Below are 19,771 nucleotides of genomic sequence, written 5' to 3'. Positions count from 1 at the left end.
TTAACGTTGCGCTCTATTCTGTGGCGTCAGGCACAAAATAGGGGGGCGATTTTTGCCAGCCGGATCACAGATTTGCCTTAAGCGCGGAACTTCTCATCGCCGCGGTCGTTCTCTCATCCTCCCGCCTCCTCCCCCATGAAAAATCCTGTTACGGATGATTACCCTTTCCGGCGACTCCCGCACTATCGGCCCATTGATTGTCAACGCCACGCGCAGCAGGGATACCGGATTTATGTCGTCAATGCCTATCGCCACTCAGCCCACCCTGTACCGGATCCATCCGGCCAGTTTCCGTGACGGAAACGGGGACGGCGTGGGCGACGCGCACGGCATGCTGGCGGCGCTGCCGTACCTGAAAGCGCTGTCGATCGACGGCCTGTTGCTGCCGCAGATGCTGGCGCCGGAGGCCGAGGCGACGGTGACGGGCGAAGGGCTGACGCTGTGGTACGCCGATGAAGCCAACCGCGTTCGCAATGCCGTCGCGCCGCAGCGGTTCGCCCACGGCGCATTGGCGCTGGACGTGATGCCGTTTAGCGTAGAGAAGCTGGTGGCGGTGCTGCACGCCCGCCGCGCCACGTTGGCGGACAGCCTGTGGAGCACCGGGGACGCCGATCAGCCAAGAGTGGTCAGCCGCTGGGGGCAGGGCGATTTGCGCTCCGCCGCCGCCTTTCTGACGCTGCTGGCGATGTTGCCGGCGCCGATCTGCCTGTATCAGGGCGAAGAGCTGGGGCTGCCACATGCCGCCGGCCTGCAAGATCCGCGCGGCGCGCAAACGCCGATGCCGTGGCATGAGGCCCCCGAACAGGTCACCGCCGGCGAAATCAGCTGGTATCAGCAGGTGGCGATCGAACACCGTGCGCTGGCCATCAGCCGCCAACAGCACGACAGCCACTCCACCTTACGTTACTGCCAGGCGCTGTTGGCCCTGCGCCGTTCACCGCTCATCCAGCGCGGCGAATTGAACGCGGTCAGCCAGCGGGACGGCGTGGTGCGCTTACTTATTACCCATCAGGATCAATGCCTTGAAGCGCTGATAAACCTGCAGCCTTATACTCAGGCGGCCGCGCCGTCTGAGGCGACCTTGCCGTTGGCATGGCAGCACGGCGCGCAGCAAGAGGGTCATCAATGGGTTTTGGCGGGCTTTGCCTCCGCCATTTTCACACGACATGTTAACTGCGAAAGCAGGGGAGTAACGCATGGCTAGCGTGACACTGCGCAGCGTTTATAAGGCCTTCGGTGAGGCCGTGATTTCCAAAGACGTCAATCTGACCATCGAGGACGGCGAGTTTGTGGTGTTTGTCGGGCCGTCGGGCTGCGGTAAATCGACGCTGCTGCGCATGATCGCCGGGCTGGAGGACATCACCTCCGGCGAGCTGCTGATCGGTGAGAAACGCATGAATGAGGTGCCGCCTTCCGAGCGCGGCATCGGCATGGTGTTCCAGTCCTATGCGCTGTATCCGCACTTGTCGGTGGCGGACAACATGTCGTTCGGCCTGAAGCTGGCCGGCGCCAGGAAAGCGGAAATCAATCAACGGGTGAACCAGGTCTCAGAGGTGCTGCAGCTGGCGCACCTGCTCGATCGGCGGCCGAAGGCGCTGTCCGGTGGGCAGCGTCAGCGCGTGGCGATTGGCCGCACGCTGGTGGCCGAGCCGGACGTGTTCCTGCTCGACGAACCGCTGTCCAACCTCGACGCCGCGCTGCGGGTGCAGATGCGCATCGAGATCTCCCGTCTGCACAAGCGCCTGCAGCGCACCATGATTTACGTCACCCACGATCAGGTCGAAGCGATGACGCTGGCCGACAAGATCGTGGTGCTCGACGCCGGTCGCGTGGCACAGGTCGGCAAGCCGCTGGAATTGTACCACTACCCGGCCAACCGCTTCGTCGCCGGATTTATCGGCTCGCCGAAGATGAACTTCCTGCCGGTCAAGGTGACCGCGGCGCAGCCGCAACAGGTGCAGGTCGAACTGCCCAACCGCCAGTTGGTCTGGCTGCCGGTGGAAGGCGCGGGCGTTCAACCCGGCGCCAACCTGTCCCTGGGCATTCGCCCTGAACATCTGCTGCCCGGCGAAGCCTCAGAAGTGCGGCTTACCGGCGACGTACAGGTGGTGGAGCAGCTCGGCAACGAGACGCAAATCCACATCCAAATCCCGGCCATCCGTCAAAACCTGGTGTACCGCCAGAATGACGTGGTGCTGGTAGAAGAAGGTGCCACATTCGCCATCGGCCTGCCGCCTCACCGCTGCCACCTGTTCCGTGAAGACGGTACGGCATGTAAACGGCTGCACCAGGAGCCGGGCGTTTAAAGCATCAAAGTCGGTATAACAGGAGAATAATGATGACTACTCTGCGCAAACTTCCTCTGGCACTGGCTGTCGCCGCCGGTGTTCTCTCTACTCAGGCGCTGGCCGTGGATTTTCACGGTTACGCCCGTTCCGGCATCGGCTGGACCGGCAGCGGCGGTGAGCAACAGTGCTTCAAGGCCACCGGCGCCGCGAGCAAATACCGTCTCGGCAACGAATGCGAAACCTATGCCGAGCTGAAGCTGGGGCAGGAAGTGTGGAAAGAAGGCGACAAGAGCTTCTATTTCGACACCAACCTGGCCTATTCGGTCTCGCAACGTTCCGACTGGGAAGACGTGACCCCGGGCTTCCGCGAAGTCAACGTGCAGGGTAAAAACCTGATCGACTGGCTGCCGGGCTCCACGCTGTGGGCCGGTAAGCGCTTCTATCAGCGTCATGACGTTCACATGATCGACTTCTACTACTGGGATATCTCCGGCCCGGGCGCCGGTCTGGAAAACATCGATCTGGGCTTCGGCAAGCTGTCCGCCGCCGTGACCCGCAACTCCGAATCCGGTGGTTCTTACGGCTACCTGGATAACGAATGGAAACAGCGTCCGACCGTCAACGACACTTTCGACCTGCGTCTGGCCGGCCTGGAACTGAACCCGGGCGGCACCCTGGAGCTGGGCGTGGACTACGGCCGCGCCAATGCGCAGGATAACTATCGCCTGGCCGACGGCGCCAGCAAAGACGGCTGGATGTTCACCGCGGAACACACGCAGAGCATCCTGAACGGTTACAACAAGTTCGTGCTGCAGTACGCCACCGACTCGATGACCTCGCAGAACAACGGCCGTAATGAAGGCGCCACCATTGATAACAACGGCAAGATGATCCGCGTGCTGGATCACGGCGCCATCGACTTCAACGATCAATGGGCGCTGATGTATGTCGCCATGTTCCAGGACATCGACCGCGACAACAACAACGGCACCACCTGGTACACCGTGGGCGTGCGCCCAATGTACAAATGGACGCCGATCATGAGCACCCTGCTGGAAGCCGGCTATGACAACGTCAAATCCCAGCGCACCGGCGATCGCAACGGCCAGTATAAAGTGACCCTGGCGCAGCAGTGGCAGGCGGGCAACAGCATCTGGTCGCGTCCGGCCATCCGTCTGTTCGCCACCTACGCCAAGTGGGATGAGAAGTGGGGCTACGCCACCGGTGACGACACCGGGTATAACACCGGCACCGCCTACAACGACACCAGCATGCATACCTTCAGCCGCGGCAAGGATGACGAAGTCACCTTCGGCGCCCAGATGGAAATTTGGTGGTAACGACGACAGGACGGGGAGGGCTATCGGCTCTCCCCCAACCGCATTCGCCGCGGCCGGATCTCTTGCCTGATCCGCCGCGGCGCTGAAAGAGGATATAACGATGAAAAAGAATCTGCTGTCACTCTGCCTGTCGCTGGCGCTGACCGTCTGCGCGCCTTTGGCGGCCAACGCCGACACGCCGGCCAACGTTTCCGTCGCGCCGGCCATCAGCGCCGCCACGCTGCAAAGCCTGCCGTGGCAGCCGCTGCAGCCGCCGGTGTCGCAAGAGGTGAAGCTCGACGCCGTCAGCCCGCAGCTCAATCAGGGCGAGATTCAGGGGGCGATCGCCGCCTATACGCTGCCGGCCGATCGCGGCTCGCTGGAAGTGACGCTGAGCAGCCTCGCTAAAAACAATTCGCTGTATGCGCCGAGCGTGCTGGTGCTGGACGAGCATCTGCGCCCGGCGGCGTATTACCCGAGCAGCTACTTCCCGTATCAGCCACCGGGGGCGATGTCCTCCGATCGCCTCGAAGGCACGCTGAAACTGACGCCGGCGCTCGGTCAAAAACAGATTTACCTGCTGGTGTACACCACCCGTCAGGACTTGGCGAAAACCACGCAGCTGACCAATCCGGCCAAGGCCTATGCGCAGGGCGTGGGTAACGCGGTGCCGGATATCCCGGATCCGATCGCCGGCCACGCGACGACCGGCACGCTGAAGCTTAAGGTCACCGCGGAACAGGGCACCGGCAACGTGATGATCGGCATGCTGCAGCCTGCGCCGACCGTGGCGCCGGTGGTGGTGGGCTCGACCGCACCGGCCGCCGTGGCGGCACAGGCACCGGAGAAACCGGCGGAGCCGATGCTCAACGATACCGAAAGCTACTTCAATAACGGCATCAAGCAGGCGGTGAAGGCGGGCGATATCGACAAGGCGCTGAAACTGATGAATGAGGCCGAGAAACTGGGCTCGACCACCGCGCGTAAAACGTTTATCAGCAGCGTTAAAGGCAAGGGGTAATACCCGGCGCTGCCGATGCTGGCTCGATGATTGGTGCGCTTTGGCGCACCTTTTTTCATCCGCGGGCCAGCGTTGCGCCGATCAACGCCAACAGACGAGCGTTGCCCACCTGCTGCATGACGCGCACCGGCTTGCCCTGCGGCGCCGGCATGCCGACCGTCAGGCGCAGACCGTCCGGCCGCCAGCGGCGTGAACTGCCGCGCGTCAACGCCCCTTCCAGCGCCACATCTACATGGAACATCTCGGTCGTGACCAGCTGCGGCGCCAGCAGCCAGGCGATCACCAGCGCATCATGGATCCAGCAGCCCGGCAGGTGCCGCGTATGGCGTGAATAGTCGATCCACGGCTGCGTGGTGGCGCGCAAATAGCGGCACAGCGGGGTATCCGGCTGGGTCAACGCGGCCAGATCCGTCTGGGTCAGCATGGTCTGGGTAGTGACGTCCAGCGGTGCCAGCGTGATAGCGGCGCCGCTGTTCAACACCAGCCGCGCCGCTTCCGGATCCAAACCGAAATTGGTGTCCTTGATGTACCCGTCGACGTTGAACACGCCCCCCATGATCACGATCTCTTTCACCGCCTGCGCCATCTGCGGGTAAAGCTGCATGGCGTGCGCAACGTTGGTCAGCGGGCCGATCGCCGCCAGCGTGATCTCGCCGGGATGCCGGCAGATCAGTTCGCCGATGGCGATGGCGGCGTCCGGTGCGGGCGCGTTGGCCAGCGGGGGCGCGGGCAGGTCACGCCACAGCGCCGCCAGCTTTGGATCGGCGATCGGGCGGTCCAGATGGGCGCGCCACGGCTCCGGCGGCTCGCTCAGGGCGCGCGCCGCGCCGAGGGCGACCGGCACCTGATAGCCGCTCTGCGTCAGCAAGTCGGTGGCGACGGCGAAGCCCACTTCACGCGGGGTGTTGCCGGCCACGATGCTGATCAGCTCCAGCTGTAGCTGCGGTTTGGCCGCCAGCGCCAGGGCCAGCGCCAGGCCGTCGTCGACGTTGGCGCCGGGAACCCCGTTGCCGGGATCGCAATCAATGATTAAACGCATAGTAAGGTGTCCTGAAAAACCGCTAACAGCCGCACGAACGGCGCATGCGCAGTTGAAAAGCGAATTCATGCAGCTCGGCGGGCGCGGCACCGGCGGCCAGCATGGCGATGGCCCGCTTGGCCATGGCGTCGATCGGCTGCTCGACCGCGCTGAGCGGCGGCACGCTGAATTCGGATTGCTGCGTGCCGTTAAAACAGATCAGCGCCAGATCGTCCGGCGCGCGCAGCCCATGCTCCGCCAACGCCGACAGGCAGCCGAGCGCCTGCTGCTCGTTGGAGGTGAAAACGGCGCGCGGGCGCGGGCCCTGCACCAGACGCTGGGTGGCCTGGTAACCGCCCTGGCGGGTGTAGGGCACTTCGAAAATCCACTCGTCGCGCGGCGCGATGCCCGCCTCCAGCAGCGCATCGCGCCAGCCGTTCAGGCGATCCTGCGCGTTGAGCATGGTCAGCGGGCCGATAAAAATGCCGATGTCGCGATAGCCGTGCTGCAGCAGATGGCGGGTTGCCTGGCAGGCGGCGTCGCGCTCGTCGACGCGAATGGCGCAGACGCCGGCCTGGCTGTCGATGGTGTCTATCATTACGCAGGGCGTGCCGGAGGCGCGGATCAGATCGAACCACGGGTGGCGATCGACGCTGGTGTACAGCAGGCCGTCGACCTGGCGGCGCAGCAGGTTGTTGATAAGCTCATACTCGCGCTGACGATCGTCGCCGGCATCGCCCAGCAGCAGCACGCGGCCGCGGCTGAAGGCTTCCTGCTGCAGCGCCCGCGCCAGGGTGGCGAAGAACGGGTTGGAAATATCCGGCACCACCAGCCCGTAGGTTTGCGTGCTGCCGGAGGCCAGCGCCCGCGCGATGTCGTTCGGCCGGTAGCCGGTCTGCTCGATCGCCGCCAGCACGCGCAGCCGGGTGGCTTCCGCCACCGGGCGCGGGCCGTTGTTGATCACATAGCTGACCACGGCGACGGAGGTGCCCGCTACGCGGGCCACGTCGGCGCGGGTAACGCGTCGCGCGGAGTGATTATCCACATTGAGGTCCTGTTCGCCTTCTCGCTACGCGGCATCCTGCGGCAGGTTGAGATCGCGGCCGCGGGTTTCGGGAGCAAAGAAGGTGGTGATTAAGCCGATGGCCGCCATTACAACAAAATAGCAGGCGACAGGCCACCAGTGACCGAAACCGGACAGCAGCGCGGTGGCGATCAGCGGCGCGGTGCCGCCGGAGAGGATTGAACCGAGCTCCTTGGCGAACGCCATTTTGGAGTAGCGGTTCTTCACGCCGAACAGTTCGACGCCGTAGGCCGCCTGCACGCCGAAGATCCCCAGCGACGCGATGCACATGCCGACCACGATCACCGAGATGACGATCGCCGGTTCACGGCTGTCGAGCAGCCAGAACGCCGGGAAGGCGTACAGCACCAGCAGCAGGCAGAACCCGCGGTAGGTGACGCGGCGGCCGAAGCGATCGGACAGCCAACCGGCCAGTGGGATCACCAGAAAACCGCACAGCGAGGCGATCAGCACCGCCAGCGCCGGCACCGATTTATCGACCATCAGCACCTTGGCGACGTAGCCGACAATAAAGCCCTGGCACAGGTAGGAAGGGCCGTTCTCGCCGATGCGCAGGCCGAGCATCACCCAGAACGCTTTGGTGCGCTGCAGGTAGCTGCGCGTATCCGGTGCGGCCTGGGCGGCGTCCAGCATGCGCTGGTGGTTTTGCTGCAGCTCGCGCTCGAAGACCGGCGTTTCCCGCACGTGGCGGCGCAGATAGAGCGCCACGCCGGCGATCAGAATGCTGGCGAGGAACGGAATGCGCCAGCCCCAGCTCATCAGGTCTTCTTTGTCGAGCTGCAGCACCAGCAGCCATACCAGCGATGCCAGTAGGGTGCCGCTGTTGGAGCCGATGGCGATGATCGACGCTACCAGTCCGCGCCGTTTGGCCGGCGCGTATTCCGCCAGCATCACCGCGCCGCCGGACAGCTCTGCGCCGGCGCCGAACCCCTGCGCAAAGCGCAGGATCACCAGGCAGGTGGGCGCCCAAACGCCGATTTGCGCATAGGACGGGATCAGGCCGATCAGCGTGGTGGAAATGCCCATCAGCGCCACGGTGGTGATCAGCACCACGCGGCGGCCTTTGCGATCGCCGATCCAGCCGAACACCAGCGCCCCGATCGGCCGCGCGATGAAGCCGACGGAGTAGGTGGCGAAGCTGGCCAGCAGGGCGACCAGCGGCGTGGCCTCGGGGAAGAACACGTCGCCGAACACCATGCCGGCCGCCAGGCCGTACAGCGCGAAATCGACGTATTCCATGGCGGTGCCGAGCCAGCAGGAGAAGGTGGCGCGCCAAAATTGGCTGCGCCCCTCTTTGGTTGCCAGGCGTTCATCGGCCGCCAGCGTGTCGGCGGTCTGTGGAGTGGCAAGCGTTGTTTCGCTCATGGCAGTGCTATCCTCTTTTGTGCTGCGCCTTGAGGGACGCGGTTAAAGATGGTTTCCCTGGTGCCGGCAACAAAGGTGTGCCGACAAATGATGTCGGACGCATGGCGATTCAACGCTGCGGTGTCAGAGTATCTACGCGCGTAGATAAAACAACGCGACAAAGATGAAACTTTGCAGGCGATCACAGAATCGGCATCGTGTCGGGGAACGAAGATAGAGAACGCGGATGGCAAAAAGATGACAGGAGCCCGGTTTTTCCGGCGGAAGCCACCGCCGTTTTCGCCACGAATCAGCCTGCCGCTTTCGTATTTCTGCGCTACAATGGGGGCCTGTTAACAGTTTGTATCGTCTGTCGCGCCGTACCGGTCGCGGCTCAGGCGAGGAGTAAAGCAATGTCTGGCATCAGGGATTCCATCCTGCCGCCGCTGGAGTGGTTGTCCGAACAGGATCCTCCGGCGCCCGCCGCCGTCAGCGACTGGCTGATGGAGTTAGGCTCCATGACCCGCCGATTTGAACGCCATTGCGCCCAGGTGCGCGTCGAACCGCAGCGCGAATGTTTCGTCACGCGCGAGGCGTTGGGCGATGAGGCGAATCACCTGCCCGACAGCCCACGCTATTGGCTGCGCGAAGTGGTGCTGCTGGGCGACAACCAGCCCTGGCTGCTGGGGCGCACGGTGATCCCGGAAAATACGCTGACCGGCCCCGACCAGGCGCTGGTGGATCTGGGCACGCTGCCGCTGGGGCGCTACCTGTTCAGCAGCGGCGAGCTGACCCGCGACTATATCCATATCGGCCGACAGGACGCGCTGTGGGCGCGCCGTTCACGGCTGCGGCTGGCGGGCAAACCGCTGTTGCTGACCGAACTGTTTTTACCGGCTTCACCGCTGTATTCAGCGGTTCCTGCATAAGAGAGGAGAGCAAGACCTTGGAGGGAAGCGTGACTCAAAGTAAATGGCGGGCTTACAGCCATTTGATGCGCATTGATAAACCGATCGGCACGCTGTTGCTGCTGTGGCCGACGCTGTGGGCGCTGTGGCTGGCCGGGAAAGGCGTGCCGCCGCTGTCGATTTTGTTGGTGTTCGTGCTCGGCGTGTTCCTGATGCGCGCCGCCGGCTGCGTAGTGAATGACTACGCCGATCGCGCGGTGGACGGCTACGTGAAACGCACCGCCGGGCGGCCGATGCCGAGCGGCCGGGTGAGCGCGAAAGAGGCCAAGGTGCTGTTCGTGGTGCTGGTGCTGATCTCGTTCTGCCTGGTGTTGACGCTCAATGCGATGACCATCTGGCTGTCGCTGGCGGCGCTGGCGCTGGCCTGGATGTATCCGTTCATGAAGCGGGTGACCAACCTGCCGCAGTTCGTGCTGGGCGCCGCGTTCGGCTGGGGCATTCCGATGGGTTATGCGGCGGTCAGCGAATCGCTGCCGCTCAGCTGCTGGCTGCTGCTGCTGGCCAACATCTGCTGGACGGTGGCCTACGACACGCTGTATGCGATGGTCGATCGTGACGATGACCTGAAGATCGGCATCAAATCCACCGCTATCCTGTTCGGCCGTTATGACAAGCTGATCGTCGGGTTGCTGCAGTTCGCGACGCTGCTGCTGCTGGTGTGGGTCGGTTATCTGGCGCAGCTCGGCGGGGCGTTTTACTGGTCGCTGCTGCTGGCGGGCGCGCTGTTCATTCACCAGCAGAAACAGATCGCCGGCCGCGAGCGCGAGGCCTGTTTCAAGGCCTTCCTGCAGAACAACTATGTCGGGCTGGTGGTATTTATCGGCATCGCGCTGAGCTATCTGCCGGCGTAACGATTCCTCTTCGCAAGAAAAAAGGCACCCCGTGGGGTGCCTTTTGTATTTCCGCGCCGGGTGAAATCACTCGTCTTGCTCTTCTTCCGCATCGGCCTGCGGCAGGACGTTGGTCTCTTCCGGCATGTTGACGCTTTCGATGGTCAGCTTGATTTCCGGCGTGATCAGATCGCTCAGCATGTTGTACACCTCGAGGGTGTGCTCGCGGATCGCATCGCCGCTGTCGTTGATATAGCCTTCTTCGCGCAGCGTCGCCACCAGGGTGGAGAACACCGCCTTGTCGAAGAACTCCGGCGCGTTGATGCCGTGCAGCACCGACAGACGTTGCGCCATGATGCGGCTCTCTTTCTCCAGCGCGCCGCGGTTGATGCTCGGGTTAGCGCTGAGGATCGACATGGTGATGGCGTAGCGTTGCAGGGTTTCGCGCACCCCGGCGGCCAGCAGCTGCAGCGGGCGAATGCGCGCCGGGTTCAGCACCAGCTCGTCGCCTTTGTCGCAGATCAACTGTTGACGGATCAGCTCGTCAATCATCGGCCGCAGCACCTCCGGCAGCTGTTCCTTGTCGTTATGCAGGAACAGCTCGGCTTTCAGCATCGGATAGATCATGCCGATTTGGCGCAGCAGCTCGGCGCGCGACACCCGGCGGTGATGCATTACGATGCTGGCGATCAGCGACGGCAGCACCAGCAGGTGGTGGATGTTGTTACGGTAATAGGTCATCAGCACCGCCTGCTCACGCGGCAGGATGATGATGTCGCCGATGTTGTCCTTTTCCACCTCGAACTTGTTCATGTTCAGCGCGTGATCCAGCAGCTCGTCCGGCGTTTGCGTCGGCACGGTGACGTCACGCGCGTAAGGCGCATTGCGCATCAGCTGCAGGTAGCACTCCAGCTGTTCGACCAGCTGTTCGCGGGTCAGCGAACGCTGGCGCGAGGCCAGCAGCGCGGTGGAACACAGGTTCATGGCGTTGGCCGCGGCGGCGTTGTTGATACGCACCATGATCTGGCCGGCCAGATCGTTGACCGTCGGCGTCAGCCAGCTTGGGCGCTGGGCTTCGATCGGATCGATCGACTCGCGCCACTGCGGCACGTTCTGGTTGAGGTAAGCCGTCAATGGCAGCGGTTCGCCGAAGTTGACGTAACCCTGGCCCAGATTGCGCAGCTTGCGCAGGCCGCGCAGCATTTGCAGCAGGCTCTCTTTTTCCTTGGTGGCGCCACGCAGCTCTTTGGCATAGGTGCCCACTTCCATCACGTGCTCGTAACCGATGTAGATCGGCACCAGCGTGATCGGACGGGTGCCGCCGCGCAGCATCGCCTGGATGGTCATCGACAGGGTGCCGGTCTTCGGTTCCAGCAGGCGCCCGGTGCGGGAACGGCCGCCTTCCACGAAGTATTCCACCGAGTAACCGCGGGTGAACAGCTCGCCGAGGTATTCGCGGAACACCGTCGAGTAGAGCTTGTTGCCCTTGAAGGTGCGGCGGATGAAGAACGCGCCCAGGCGACGGAAGATCGGGCCGGCCGGCCAGAAGTTGAGGTTGATGCCGGCGGCGATGTGTGGCGGCACCAGGCCCTGGTGATACAACACGTAGGACAGCAGCAGATAGTCCATGTGGCTGCGGTGGCAGGGCACGTAGACGATCTCGTGGCCGTCCTGCGCCAGTTGGCGCACGCGCTCGGCGTTGGTGACGTTGATGCCCTGATACAACCGGTTCCAGGTCCAGCTCAGCACGCGGTCGGACAGGCGCACGGTTTCGTAGGAGAAATCGGCGGCGATCTCTTCCATCAGCGCGATGGCGTTCTGCTGGGCTTTCTCGTGCGAGATCTTCTTGCTGCGGGCCTCGTCCTCGACCGCTTTTTCGATCGCTTTGGACGCCAACAGCTTGTTGAACAGATCCTGACGGGCCGGCAGGCTCGGGCCTACCGCGGCCAGGCGCTGACGCGAGAAGTGCATGCGCGCCACGCGCGCCAGTTTCTGCGCGATGGTTTTATCCGTGCCGTGCTCGGTGGCCATGCGGCGCAGCGAAACGGTGTTGGAGAAACGCACGAAGCTGTCGCGGCCGAGCCACAGCACGGCGAAGAATTTCTGCACGCCATTCAACAGACGCAGGTGCGGCGTGCCGTGGCCTTCGCGGCCCGGCGAGCGGCCGAACATCACCGAAACCGGCAGCATCTGAATGTCGAGATCCGGATTGCTGCGATGCAGATCCAGATAGTCGTGGAACAGCTTTACCGACTCTTCTTTCGGGGTGTAATAGCGGAACACGCGCGGGCCGTCGTGAATGAACACGTAGCTCGGCAGCACGGTGCCGTCGATCTCCAGCGAGTTGAGCGGATCGGGCAGATCCTGCGCCAGGCACTGGGTGCGCAGCGTCAGCAAATCCGCCTTGGAATTGTAAGGTAAAACATACAGAATCGGCCGTGAGGGATCCAACCCTAGCTCGGTAACCGGATCTGAAGGGATGACCTTACTTCTTACCAACAATTTAAGTGGTAAATTCAATATTTTATAATAAATTTTACGCCAACCTGACATAACAACGTGAAGCCTCTTGTTAGCAATGCGCCGCAAGCATACCAGAAACCGGGTAGCAGATCTGTGGTGTTCGAAAACCGAGAGCCGTCAGCGCGGACTGTTCTAGACTCTTTTTATTATGACCGACCTCTGAGAAAGGCACGAAAACATGGCAAACCAAGCAACCGGACTGACCCGCATCATCAAGGCCGCCGGCTATTCCTATAAAGGGCTTTCCGCCGCTTGGCAACACGAAGCGGCGTTCCGCCAGGAACTGGTGGTCACCCTTCTGGCTATCATACTGGCTGTCTGGCTGGATGTGGGTGCGATAGCGCGCATTTTATTGATCGGATCGGTAGCGCTGGTGATGATCGTCGAGATCCTGAACAGCGCGATCGAGGCGGTGGTGGATCGGATCGGCAGCGAACATCACGAGCTGTCCGGCCGGGCCAAGGACATGGGATCGGCGGCGGTGTCACTGGCGATCGTGCTGGCGCTGTTCGTTTGGGGCACGGTCTTATGGCAGCATTTTGGCTGACGAAAGGCGCCTACTGACTGATTTTTATTTATTCTTCGGTTCCCAATCCGCGCTTACCTGTATATACTCACAGCAAGACTGTATAAACAAACAGGGGGCGGAATGAAAGCACTAACTACCAGACAGCAAGAGGTCTACGATCTGATTCGCGATCATATTTCGCAAACGGGCATGCCGCCAACGCGTGCCGAGATCGCGATGCGTCTGGGGTTCCGTTCGCCTAACGCCGCCGAAGAACACCTGAAGGCGCTGGCACGCAAAGGCGTGATCGAAATCGTCTCCGGTGCCTCGCGCGGTATCCGCCTGCTGATGGAAGAAGAAGAAGGGCTGCCGCTGATCGGCCGCGTCGCCGCCGGCGAGCCGCTGCTGGCGCAGCAGCACATCGAAGGGCACTACCAGGTTGATCCTTCCCTGTTTAAACCGAGCGCCGATTTCCTGCTGCGGGTGAACGGCATGTCGATGCGCGACATCGGCATTCTGGACGGCGATCTGCTGGCGGTGCATAAAACCCAAGACGTGCGCAACGGCCAGGTTGTGGTGGCGCGCATCGAAGACGAAGTGACGGTCAAGCGCCTGAAAAAACACGGCAACGTGGTCGAGCTGCTGCCGGAGAACAACGAATTCCAACCGATTGTGGTCGATCTGCGTCAGCAGAATTTCACTATCGAAGGGCTGGCGGTCGGCGTGATCCGCAACGGCGACTGGATTTAATCGCTGCCCCCTCAGTGCCGCCTCTTGTATCAATCGCCCCTGTTCTGGGGCGTTTTTGTTTCTGATTTTGCCCTTCGCCACTGCTACGGGAACGTCTCATCATGCGCTTGATTTCCGCCTTCACCAGCGACACCGATAAAGCCCTGTGGCGCCTGGCCCTGCCGATGATTTTTTCCAATATCACCGTACCGCTGCTCGGGTTGGTGGACACTGCGGTGATCGGCCACCTCGACAGCCCGATCTATCTGGGGGGCGTCGCGATCGGCGCGGTGGCGACCAGCTTCCTGTTCATGCTGCTGTTGTTCCTGCGCATGAGCACCACCGGTCTGGCGGCGCAGGCGCTGGGGGCACAGAACCCGCAGGCGCTGGCGCGCGCCTTTATGCAACCGCTGGTGCTGGCGCTGCTGGTCGGGGTGGCGATCGTCCTGCTGCGGTATCCGCTGATCGAACTGGCGCTGCGGATCGTCGGTGGCGATGGCGAGGTGCTGGAACAGGCACGGCGTTTTCTTGAAATCCGCTGGCTGAGCGCCCCGGCGGCGCTGGCTAATCTGGTGCTGTTGGGTTGGCTGCTCGGCGTGCAGTATGTGCGCGCGCCGGTGATCCTGCTGATCGTCGGCAACCTGCTGAACATCGTGCTGGATATCTGGCTGGTGATGGGCCTGGGCTGGAACGTGCGGGGGGCAGCGGCGGCAACCGCCATCGCCGAATACGCCACGCTGCTGCTCGGCCTGTGGCTGGCGTGGCGGGTGATGCGCCTGCGCGGTATTACCCTGCCGATGCTGCGCCAGGCCTGGCGTGGCGATCTGCGTCGTCTGCTGGCGCTCAACCGCGACATCATGCTGCGTTCACTGTTGCTGCAACTGTGCTTTGCGTCGCTGACCATTTTCGGCGCTCGCCTGGGAAGCGAGGTGGTGGCGGTCAATGCGGTATTGATGAATCTGCTGACGTTCACCGCCTATGCGCTCGACGGCTTCGCTTATGCGGTGGAGGCCCATTCGGGCCACGCCTACGGTGCCCGGGACGACAGCCAACTGCGCAAGGTGTGGCATGCGGCCTGCAGACAGGCGGGGCTGGTCGCGTTGGCCTTTGGCCTGGCGTATGCCGTTACCGGCCAACAGATCGTGGCGGCGTTGACCTCCTTGCCGGAGCTGCGTGCGTTGGCCGCCCACTATTTGCCGTGGCAGGTCATTCTGCCGCTGGTCGGGGTGTGGTGCTATTTGCTGGACGGCATGTTTATCGGCGCCACGCGCGGTGCCGAGATGCGCAACAGCATGGCGGTGGCTGCGGCGGGATACGGTCTGGCGCTGTTCAGCGTGCCGCTGCTTGGCAACCACGGGCTCTGGCTGGCGCTGGCGGTGTTTCTGGCGCTGCGCGGTCTGGCGTTGGGCTGGATTTGGCACCGCCATCAGGTGCGCGGCAGCTGGTTTACCGCTCGCTAGAACGGACGCTGTGCTGGGTTATTTATTAATTTAATTTATATTTCTATTCACGTTTGCTTACATGTTTTCAACCCTGGCATGTTTGCGTTAGCTTGTTGTTTTTTAGCGTTTTTTGTTTTTATTTTGTTTCTTAATGGTTTTTTATTCTGCCATTTGGCTTTTTTATTTCCATATTTAACTAGAATGAATCATGTGGCTGGCGAATGAATGGGAGCGATATTCCTTAAGGTGAAGGGAGTATAGGCCAGAAAAATTTCTGGTTAACCCCGGCCGGCGACAGGGATCACTGATTCACCACAGGTTAACGGAGAGACTATGAATAAAGATCAAGCCGACGGTAACTGGAAGCAGCTTAAAGGCAAAGTGAAGGAAAAATGGGGCAAGCTGACCGATGACGATCTGACAGTCATCGAAGGGAAACGCGAACAGCTGGTCGGCAAAATCCAGGAGCGTTACGGTTACCAGAAAGAGGCGGCCGAAAAAGAGGTGAAAGCCTGGGAAGATCACACCAAACACCGCTGGTAATTTGCAGGGCCGCCATTGAAGGCGGCTTGCCCAGCGCAGGCCGGCGTCGCTCTCATCCTCTGGCGCCCCGGCCGCAGGTACAGGGAGGTACCTGACTTCGTCTTACTTCTTCTTGATGGCGATGCTGTGATCGTGTTCGGCGCAGTCATGCTTGCTGTCGCACGCCTCAACCTCCACGCAGCCGGCGCACAGGCCGTGCGCTTCCACCACGCTGTGCCGCAGCGCAAATCCGGCTTCCTGCGCCAGCTTCTGCAGCGTTTCTTCTACGCCTTCGGTAGTGCGTTCGGTCACCTGGCCGCAGCGGTCGCAGATAAACAGTGCGGACGTATGCATCGGCTGTTCGAAATGGTGACACAGCACGTAGCTGTTGGCGGACTCCACTCTATGGATAAATCCTTGTTCCAGCAGAAAATCCAGCGCGCGATAGACCGTCGGCGGCTTGGCCTGCGGTTCGGCGACGCGGAGCAGATCGAGCAGGTCATAAGCGCTGATTGCACCGGGTTGCTGAGTCATCAGACGCAGCACTTCCAGCCGTTGCGGCGTCAATCGCACATTGCGTTGTTGGCAGAGGCGTTCCGCCTGCGCCAGCAGCTTTTCCTGGGTGGTTGAGTTCATCGCAAATATCCCGGTACGTAAAAAAGCCGATTTTACCATGATTACGGCGAATCGCCGAGAGTTGCCCCCTTTTCCCCTGAGGATTGCGCAGGGAAAGGCGCGCTGAGTGCGCTAAAAGAGAGATGCATCACAACTTTTCCCCGCAGGCGGGCGGCAAATCAACGTTGCCGATTTTAGCGCTGGAGAGCAGCGGACGAGAGCGGTATAACGCGTTTCACCCGCATGATGAGCAGGAGCCTTGTGTGATGACGGAAAGAGAGAAGCTGTTAAGCGGCCTGGAGTACAACAGCCGCGATGAAGAACTGATTGCTATGTACCATCGGGCCAGGGCGTTGACCAAAAGCCTGGGGGCGCTGGATTCGCATCAGGCGGACGAGAAAAACCGCCTGCTCGGTGAGCTGTTCGGCGCCTGGGGGGAGGCGAGTTGGATCGAAACACCGTTCTGGTGCGACTACGGGCAGCATGTCCGCATCGGCAAGAACTGTTTTATCAACGTCAATGCGGTGTTCCTCGACTGCAATACCATCACCATCGGCGACAACACGCTGATCGGCCCCAACGTGCAAATCTACACGCCGAGTCATCCGCTGAAGGCCGGTGAACGCTTTACCGGTGACCCGGCTTTTCCTTTCCGCACCTCGGCGCAGCCAGTGTCCATCGGCAGCAACGTGTGGATCGGCGGTAACGTGGTGATCTTGCCGGGAGTGACCATCGGCGACGGCACGACTATCGGTGCGGGCAGCATAGTGACCGGCGACATCCCGGCCAATGTGCTGGCGCTGGGGCAGCCGTGCCGGATTATCCGCGCGTTGGAATAGGGCGCAAGCGCGGGTACGGATAGGCGGCCAACGGTTTATCGGCGAGTATGAGACAAGGGGATGGGGGGCTCTCTTTGCGGTGTGCGCCGTCGTTGGGCAACTGGCGGTCATCGGCTAAAGCCAGACGTGCGGCCGCCAAACGACTCATGACGGTGCCAATCGGCACCGCCAGCACGTTCGCCGCTTCCCGGTAGGACAGCCCTTCGACATACACCAGAAACAGCGCGTTGCGCTGGGCCGCCGGCAACCGGCTTACGCGCCGCATCACTTCATTGAGCCAGACCGGCTGTTCCCCGTTGTCCGCATCGCCCAGCTCTTCCGCCGCCATGCAGCCTTGCCCCTGGCGAAGATGCTGGGCGCGAACTTCATTGAGCCAGATGGAGTGCAAGATGGAAAACAGCCAGCGATCCAGGTGTGAACCGGGAGTGAATTGCGCAGCGCGCTCCAGCGCACGCACGCAGGTCGCCTGCACCAGATCGTCGGCGATATCCCGCCGGTGCGAGAGCACCAGCGCATAGCGCCACAGGCGGGAGAGATAGTGGCCGAGTTCATCGCGTATAGTATCGCCGCTGATAGTCACCTCCGCAGGCGCGTCGGATCAAGATTCCGGGTGGTGATCGATGGCCGCCGCCAGATCGCGGTACTCCTCGCATCCGGTACCGCACAGCGACTGAATCACCTGCAGCTGCTGGCGCGCCAGATCGGGCCGGCCTTCCAGCATGTAGGCTTCCCCCAAGTACTCGCGCACTTTAGGGTATTTCGGATCGAGGGCGACTGATTTTAAATAATAGCCGATCCCCTCATCGGTGCGGCCAAGTTTGCGCGTGGCGTAGCCGCGATAATTCAGCGCAACGGCGGTGTTGGGATCTTTCAGCGTGTTAAGCACATCGAGTGCTTCCTGATAGCGGCCGCTTTTTGCCAATGCATAGGCGTAATTGGTGCGGTCGGCGTCGCCGACTCTGCCGCCTTTATCCACCATGCAGGTCTGGGTTTTGCTGTCGTAGACCTGGCCCTTCGGGCAGGTCGGCGGAGTTTGATTACTGCCGTCGCCACCCATCGCCAGCGCCGCACCGGAAAACAGCAGACAGCCGGCCATCACCGACGATAGCAGGCGTTTAACGAAGTTTTTCATGGTCGAGCCCTCCAGGCAGAGGCGCCGTGCGCGCCCGTAACGAGATAACACTTGAACGGGTGAATTTATTCGCCTTACTCCCGCTTATTTACGCCACCGGCAAGGCGGTTTTCCCAACGGCGCCGATTGTCGTTATAATAGCCGTTTGCGGCCGCGCGCCGTTCGTTGAACCCAGACAGACTCAGGTAGCCAGTAACTCAGCATGACGAAAGACAACCACGCCCCAACCTACGCCGCCAATCGTTTCTCCATCGCGCCGATGCTCGACTGGACCGATCGTCATTGCCGTTACTTCCACCGCCTGCTGACCCAGGAAACGTTGCTGTACACCGAAATGGTGACCACCGGCGCGATCATTCACGGTAAGGGCGACTACCTGGCCTACAGCGAAGAAGAGCATCCGGTGGCGCTGCAGCTGGGCGGCAGCGATCCGGCCGCGCTGGCGCACTGCGCCAAACTGGCGGAGCAGCGCGGTTACGACGAGATTAACCTCAACGTTGGCTGCCCATCCGATCGCGTGCAAAACGGCATGTTCGGCGCCTGTCTGATGGGGCAGGCGACGCTGGTCGCCGACTGCATCAAGGCGATGCGCGACGTGGTGTCGATCCCGGTGACGGTGAAGACCCGCATTGGCATCGACGATCAGGACAGCTACGCCTTCCTGTGCGACTTTATCCAAACCGTCGCCGGGCGCGGCGAGTGCGATATGTTCACCATCCACGCGCGCAAGGCCTGGCTCTCAGGCCTCAGCCCGAAAGAAAACCGCGAAGTGCCGCCGCTGGACTATCCGCGCGTTTATCAGCTGAAGCGGGATTTTCCGGCGCTGACCATCGCCATCAACGGCGGAGTGAAAACGCTGGAAGAGGCGCAGCAGCACCTGCAGCATCTGGACGGCGTGATGATGGGGCGCGAGGCGTACCAGAATCCGGGCATCCTGGCACGGGTCGACAGCGAACTGTTCGGCGCGCAGACCGCAGTGCCGGACAGCGTGGCGATCGTTGAAGCGCTGTATCCGTATATCGAGCGCGAGCTGTCCAACGGCACCTATCTCGGCCACATCACCCGCCACATCCTCGGTTTGTTCCAGGGCGTGCCGGGCGCGCGCCAGTGGCGTCGCCACCTGAGCGAGAACGCCCACAAGCCGGGCGCCGATGCGCGGGTGGTGGAGCAGGCGCTGGCGCTGGTGCGTCAGCCGCGTGTCGAAATGGCGTAACTCACAAAAAGTTTGACCAACAGTTAGTCTTTTTCGCCAGGTATTCGGCGCATTGCCGGATGCCTGTCCCCTCTTTTCAATAGGTTAGCCCTTTCGTCATTCTGGCACGCTTCTTGTAATCCACTCTGCAGATACGTTGAGTTGCAAAGGAGCAATCATGTTGGAAATCTTCTTTCTCATTGGCTTTGTGGTGATGCTGATGGTGACCGGCATCTCGCTGCTGGGGATCTTCGCTGCGCTGTTGGTGGCGGCGGCGTTTATGCTGTTGGGCGGGTTGTTCGCGGTGGTCATCAAGCTGCTGCCGTGGTTGATTTTGGCGGTGGTCGGGGTATGGATTTACCGTTCGATGCAGAAACCACAGATCAGGCGTTACTGA

Annotated in this window: 20 protein-coding genes; 13 read left to right on the top strand and 7 right to left on the bottom strand. The window is 61.8% G+C overall.

Features of this window, described 5'->3' with window-relative positions:
• Positions 1-232: 232 nt before the first annotated feature.
• From QDT79_RS02230 to malM, 4 genes are all read left to right on the top strand, one after another.
• The gene (locus tag QDT79_RS02230) at positions 233-1,204 is read left to right on the top strand and encodes an alpha-amylase family glycosyl hydrolase (RefSeq protein WP_063988748.1); all 972 of its coding nucleotides are present in this window, start codon (positions 233-235) and stop codon (positions 1,202-1,204) included.
• The gene (gene malK / locus QDT79_RS02225; RefSeq protein ID WP_038874339.1) at positions 1,197-2,306 is read left to right on the top strand and encodes a maltose/maltodextrin ABC transporter ATP-binding protein MalK; all 1,110 of its coding nucleotides are present in this window, start codon (positions 1,197-1,199) and stop codon (positions 2,304-2,306) included. The genes QDT79_RS02230 and malK overlap by 8 nt, the downstream gene beginning before the upstream one ends.
• Before the next feature lie 32 nt (positions 2,307-2,338).
• Positions 2,339-3,628, top strand: a complete 1,290-nt coding sequence (locus tag QDT79_RS02220) for a maltoporin (protein ID WP_033649704.1) — start codon at positions 2,339-2,341, stop codon at positions 3,626-3,628.
• A 100-nt stretch (positions 3,629-3,728) separates the two neighbouring features.
• On the top strand, positions 3,729-4,628 hold the full coding sequence (gene malM, locus QDT79_RS02215) for a maltose operon protein MalM (RefSeq protein WP_063988525.1): 900 nt from the start codon (positions 3,729-3,731) through the stop codon (positions 4,626-4,628).
• A 55-nt stretch (positions 4,629-4,683) separates the two neighbouring features.
• On the opposite strand, the gene QDT79_RS02210 is transcribed toward malM, so the two are convergent.
• From QDT79_RS02210 to QDT79_RS02200, 3 genes are read right to left on the bottom strand one after another with little or no spacing between them, the layout of a single operon-like run.
• Positions 4,684-5,667, bottom strand: coding sequence for a nucleoside hydrolase (locus QDT79_RS02210; protein WP_308316168.1), 984 nt, complete (start codon positions 5,665-5,667; stop codon positions 4,684-4,686).
• Between the two features lie 22 nt (positions 5,668-5,689).
• Positions 5,690-6,691 carry a LacI family DNA-binding transcriptional regulator gene (locus tag QDT79_RS02205; protein ID WP_308316167.1) on the bottom strand — a complete coding sequence of 334 codons (1,002 nt, stop codon included), beginning with the start codon at positions 6,689-6,691 and terminating at the stop codon, positions 5,690-5,692.
• Between the two features lie 24 nt (positions 6,692-6,715).
• A complete protein-coding gene (locus QDT79_RS02200) occupies positions 6,716-8,095 on the bottom strand; it encodes an MFS transporter (RefSeq protein WP_308316166.1) in 1,380 nt (459 codons plus the stop codon).
• Positions 8,096-8,487: 392 nt separating this feature from the next.
• On the opposite strand from QDT79_RS02200, the gene ubiC reads away from it, so the two are divergent.
• Complete coding sequence (ubiC, locus tag QDT79_RS02195) at positions 8,488-9,003, top strand: chorismate lyase (RefSeq protein WP_060423780.1); 516 nt, start codon at positions 8,488-8,490, stop codon at positions 9,001-9,003.
• Positions 9,004-9,020: 17 nt separating this feature from the next.
• A complete protein-coding gene (ubiA, locus tag QDT79_RS02190) occupies positions 9,021-9,893 on the top strand; it encodes a 4-hydroxybenzoate octaprenyltransferase (RefSeq protein WP_063988528.1) in 873 nt (290 codons plus the stop codon).
• 66 nt (positions 9,894-9,959) lie between these two features.
• Here ubiA and plsB read toward each other — a convergent pair whose 3' ends face one another.
• Complete coding sequence (gene plsB, locus QDT79_RS02185; protein WP_107227113.1) at positions 9,960-12,425, bottom strand: glycerol-3-phosphate 1-O-acyltransferase PlsB; 2,466 nt, start codon at positions 12,423-12,425, stop codon at positions 9,960-9,962.
• A gap of 148 nt (positions 12,426-12,573) precedes the next feature.
• On the opposite strand from plsB, the gene QDT79_RS02180 reads away from it, so the two are divergent.
• The 4 genes from QDT79_RS02180 (at position 12,574) to QDT79_RS02165 (ending at position 15,617) form a co-directional block, all read left to right on the top strand.
• Positions 12,574-12,942 carry a diacylglycerol kinase gene (locus QDT79_RS02180; protein ID WP_015379225.1) on the top strand — a complete coding sequence of 123 codons (369 nt, stop codon included), beginning with the start codon at positions 12,574-12,576 and terminating at the stop codon, positions 12,940-12,942.
• 102 nt (positions 12,943-13,044) lie between these two features.
• Entirely contained in the window at positions 13,045-13,653 is a 609-nt protein-coding gene (gene lexA, locus QDT79_RS02175; protein ID WP_025160136.1) for a transcriptional repressor LexA, read from the top strand.
• A 101-nt stretch (positions 13,654-13,754) separates the two neighbouring features.
• A complete protein-coding gene (gene dinF, locus QDT79_RS02170) occupies positions 13,755-15,092 on the top strand; it encodes an MATE family efflux transporter DinF (protein WP_308316165.1) in 1,338 nt (445 codons plus the stop codon).
• Positions 15,093-15,407: 315 nt separating this feature from the next.
• Positions 15,408-15,617 carry a CsbD family protein gene (locus QDT79_RS02165; protein WP_004936743.1) on the top strand — a complete coding sequence of 70 codons (210 nt, stop codon included), beginning with the start codon at positions 15,408-15,410 and terminating at the stop codon, positions 15,615-15,617.
• 102 nt (positions 15,618-15,719) lie between these two features.
• Here the strand turns inward: QDT79_RS02165 and zur are convergent, their stop codons facing one another.
• The gene (gene zur / locus QDT79_RS02160; RefSeq protein WP_015379223.1) at positions 15,720-16,232 is read right to left on the bottom strand and encodes a zinc uptake transcriptional repressor Zur; all 513 of its coding nucleotides are present in this window, start codon (positions 16,230-16,232) and stop codon (positions 15,720-15,722) included.
• Positions 16,233-16,477: 245 nt separating this feature from the next.
• On the opposite strand from zur, the gene QDT79_RS02155 reads away from it, so the two are divergent.
• Positions 16,478-17,050 (top strand): sugar O-acetyltransferase, encoded by a 573-nt coding sequence (locus QDT79_RS02155; RefSeq protein WP_063988532.1) that lies wholly within the window; start codon positions 16,478-16,480, stop codon positions 17,048-17,050.
• Here the strand turns inward: QDT79_RS02155 and QDT79_RS02150 are convergent.
• Both QDT79_RS02150 and QDT79_RS02145 read right to left on the bottom strand, forming a co-directional pair.
• Entirely contained in the window at positions 17,031-17,630 is a 600-nt protein-coding gene (locus QDT79_RS02150) for an RNA polymerase sigma factor (protein ID WP_308316164.1), read from the bottom strand. The genes QDT79_RS02155 and QDT79_RS02150 overlap by 20 nt on opposite strands.
• A gap of 18 nt (positions 17,631-17,648) precedes the next feature.
• Positions 17,649-18,182 (bottom strand): tetratricopeptide repeat protein, encoded by a 534-nt coding sequence (locus QDT79_RS02145; protein ID WP_308316163.1) that lies wholly within the window; start codon positions 18,180-18,182, stop codon positions 17,649-17,651.
• A 202-nt stretch (positions 18,183-18,384) separates the two neighbouring features.
• Between QDT79_RS02145 and dusA the strand changes: the two genes are divergently transcribed.
• Positions 18,385-19,395, top strand: coding sequence for a tRNA dihydrouridine(20/20a) synthase DusA (gene dusA, locus QDT79_RS02140; RefSeq protein WP_063988533.1), 1,011 nt, complete (start codon positions 18,385-18,387; stop codon positions 19,393-19,395).
• A 157-nt stretch (positions 19,396-19,552) separates the two neighbouring features.
• Positions 19,553-19,771, top strand: a complete 219-nt coding sequence (gene pspG / locus QDT79_RS02135) for an envelope stress response protein PspG (protein ID WP_033644411.1) — start codon at positions 19,553-19,555, stop codon at positions 19,769-19,771.

It is taken from the genome of Serratia marcescens (assembly GCF_029846115.1).
Lineage (GTDB): Bacteria > Pseudomonadota > Gammaproteobacteria > Enterobacterales > Enterobacteriaceae > Serratia > Serratia marcescens_L.
The sequence above is the reverse complement of the archived record's forward strand: the minus strand, read 5'-3'. Positions and strand labels throughout refer to the sequence as shown.

Excerpts from the sequence above, each read along its gene's own strand:
- dinF (WP_308316165.1), top strand. The coding sequence starts at position 13,755 with ATGCGCTTGATTTCCGCCTTCACCAGCGACACCGATAAAGCCCTGTGG.
- malK (WP_038874339.1), top strand. The coding sequence starts at position 1,197 with ATGGCTAGCGTGACACTGCGCAGCGTTTATAAGGCCTTCGGTGAGGCC.
- zur (WP_015379223.1), bottom strand. The coding sequence starts at position 16,232 with ATGAACTCAACCACCCAGGAAAAGCTGCTGGCGCAGGCGGAACGCCTC.
- dusA (WP_063988533.1), top strand. The coding sequence starts at position 18,385 with ATGACGAAAGACAACCACGCCCCAACCTACGCCGCCAATCGTTTCTCC.
- lexA (WP_025160136.1), top strand. The coding sequence starts at position 13,045 with ATGAAAGCACTAACTACCAGACAGCAAGAGGTCTACGATCTGATTCGC.
- QDT79_RS02230 (WP_063988748.1), top strand. The coding sequence starts at position 233 with ATGTCGTCAATGCCTATCGCCACTCAGCCCACCCTGTACCGGATCCAT.
- QDT79_RS02200 (WP_308316166.1), bottom strand. The coding sequence starts at position 8,095 with ATGAGCGAAACAACGCTTGCCACTCCACAGACCGCCGACACGCTGGCG.
- plsB (WP_107227113.1), bottom strand. The coding sequence starts at position 12,425 with ATGTCAGGTTGGCGTAAAATTTATTATAAAATATTGAATTTACCACTT.
- malM (WP_063988525.1), top strand. The coding sequence starts at position 3,729 with ATGAAAAAGAATCTGCTGTCACTCTGCCTGTCGCTGGCGCTGACCGTC.
- pspG (WP_033644411.1), top strand. The coding sequence starts at position 19,553 with ATGTTGGAAATCTTCTTTCTCATTGGCTTTGTGGTGATGCTGATGGTG.
- QDT79_RS02220 (WP_033649704.1), top strand. The coding sequence starts at position 2,339 with ATGACTACTCTGCGCAAACTTCCTCTGGCACTGGCTGTCGCCGCCGGT.
- QDT79_RS02180 (WP_015379225.1), top strand. The coding sequence starts at position 12,574 with ATGGCAAACCAAGCAACCGGACTGACCCGCATCATCAAGGCCGCCGGC.
- QDT79_RS02145 (WP_308316163.1), bottom strand. The coding sequence starts at position 18,182 with ATGAAAAACTTCGTTAAACGCCTGCTATCGTCGGTGATGGCCGGCTGT.
- ubiC (WP_060423780.1), top strand. The coding sequence starts at position 8,488 with ATGTCTGGCATCAGGGATTCCATCCTGCCGCCGCTGGAGTGGTTGTCC.
- QDT79_RS02210 (WP_308316168.1), bottom strand. The coding sequence starts at position 5,667 with ATGCGTTTAATCATTGATTGCGATCCCGGCAACGGGGTTCCCGGCGCC.
- QDT79_RS02165 (WP_004936743.1), top strand. The coding sequence starts at position 15,408 with ATGAATAAAGATCAAGCCGACGGTAACTGGAAGCAGCTTAAAGGCAAA.
- QDT79_RS02155 (WP_063988532.1), top strand. The coding sequence starts at position 16,478 with ATGACGGAAAGAGAGAAGCTGTTAAGCGGCCTGGAGTACAACAGCCGC.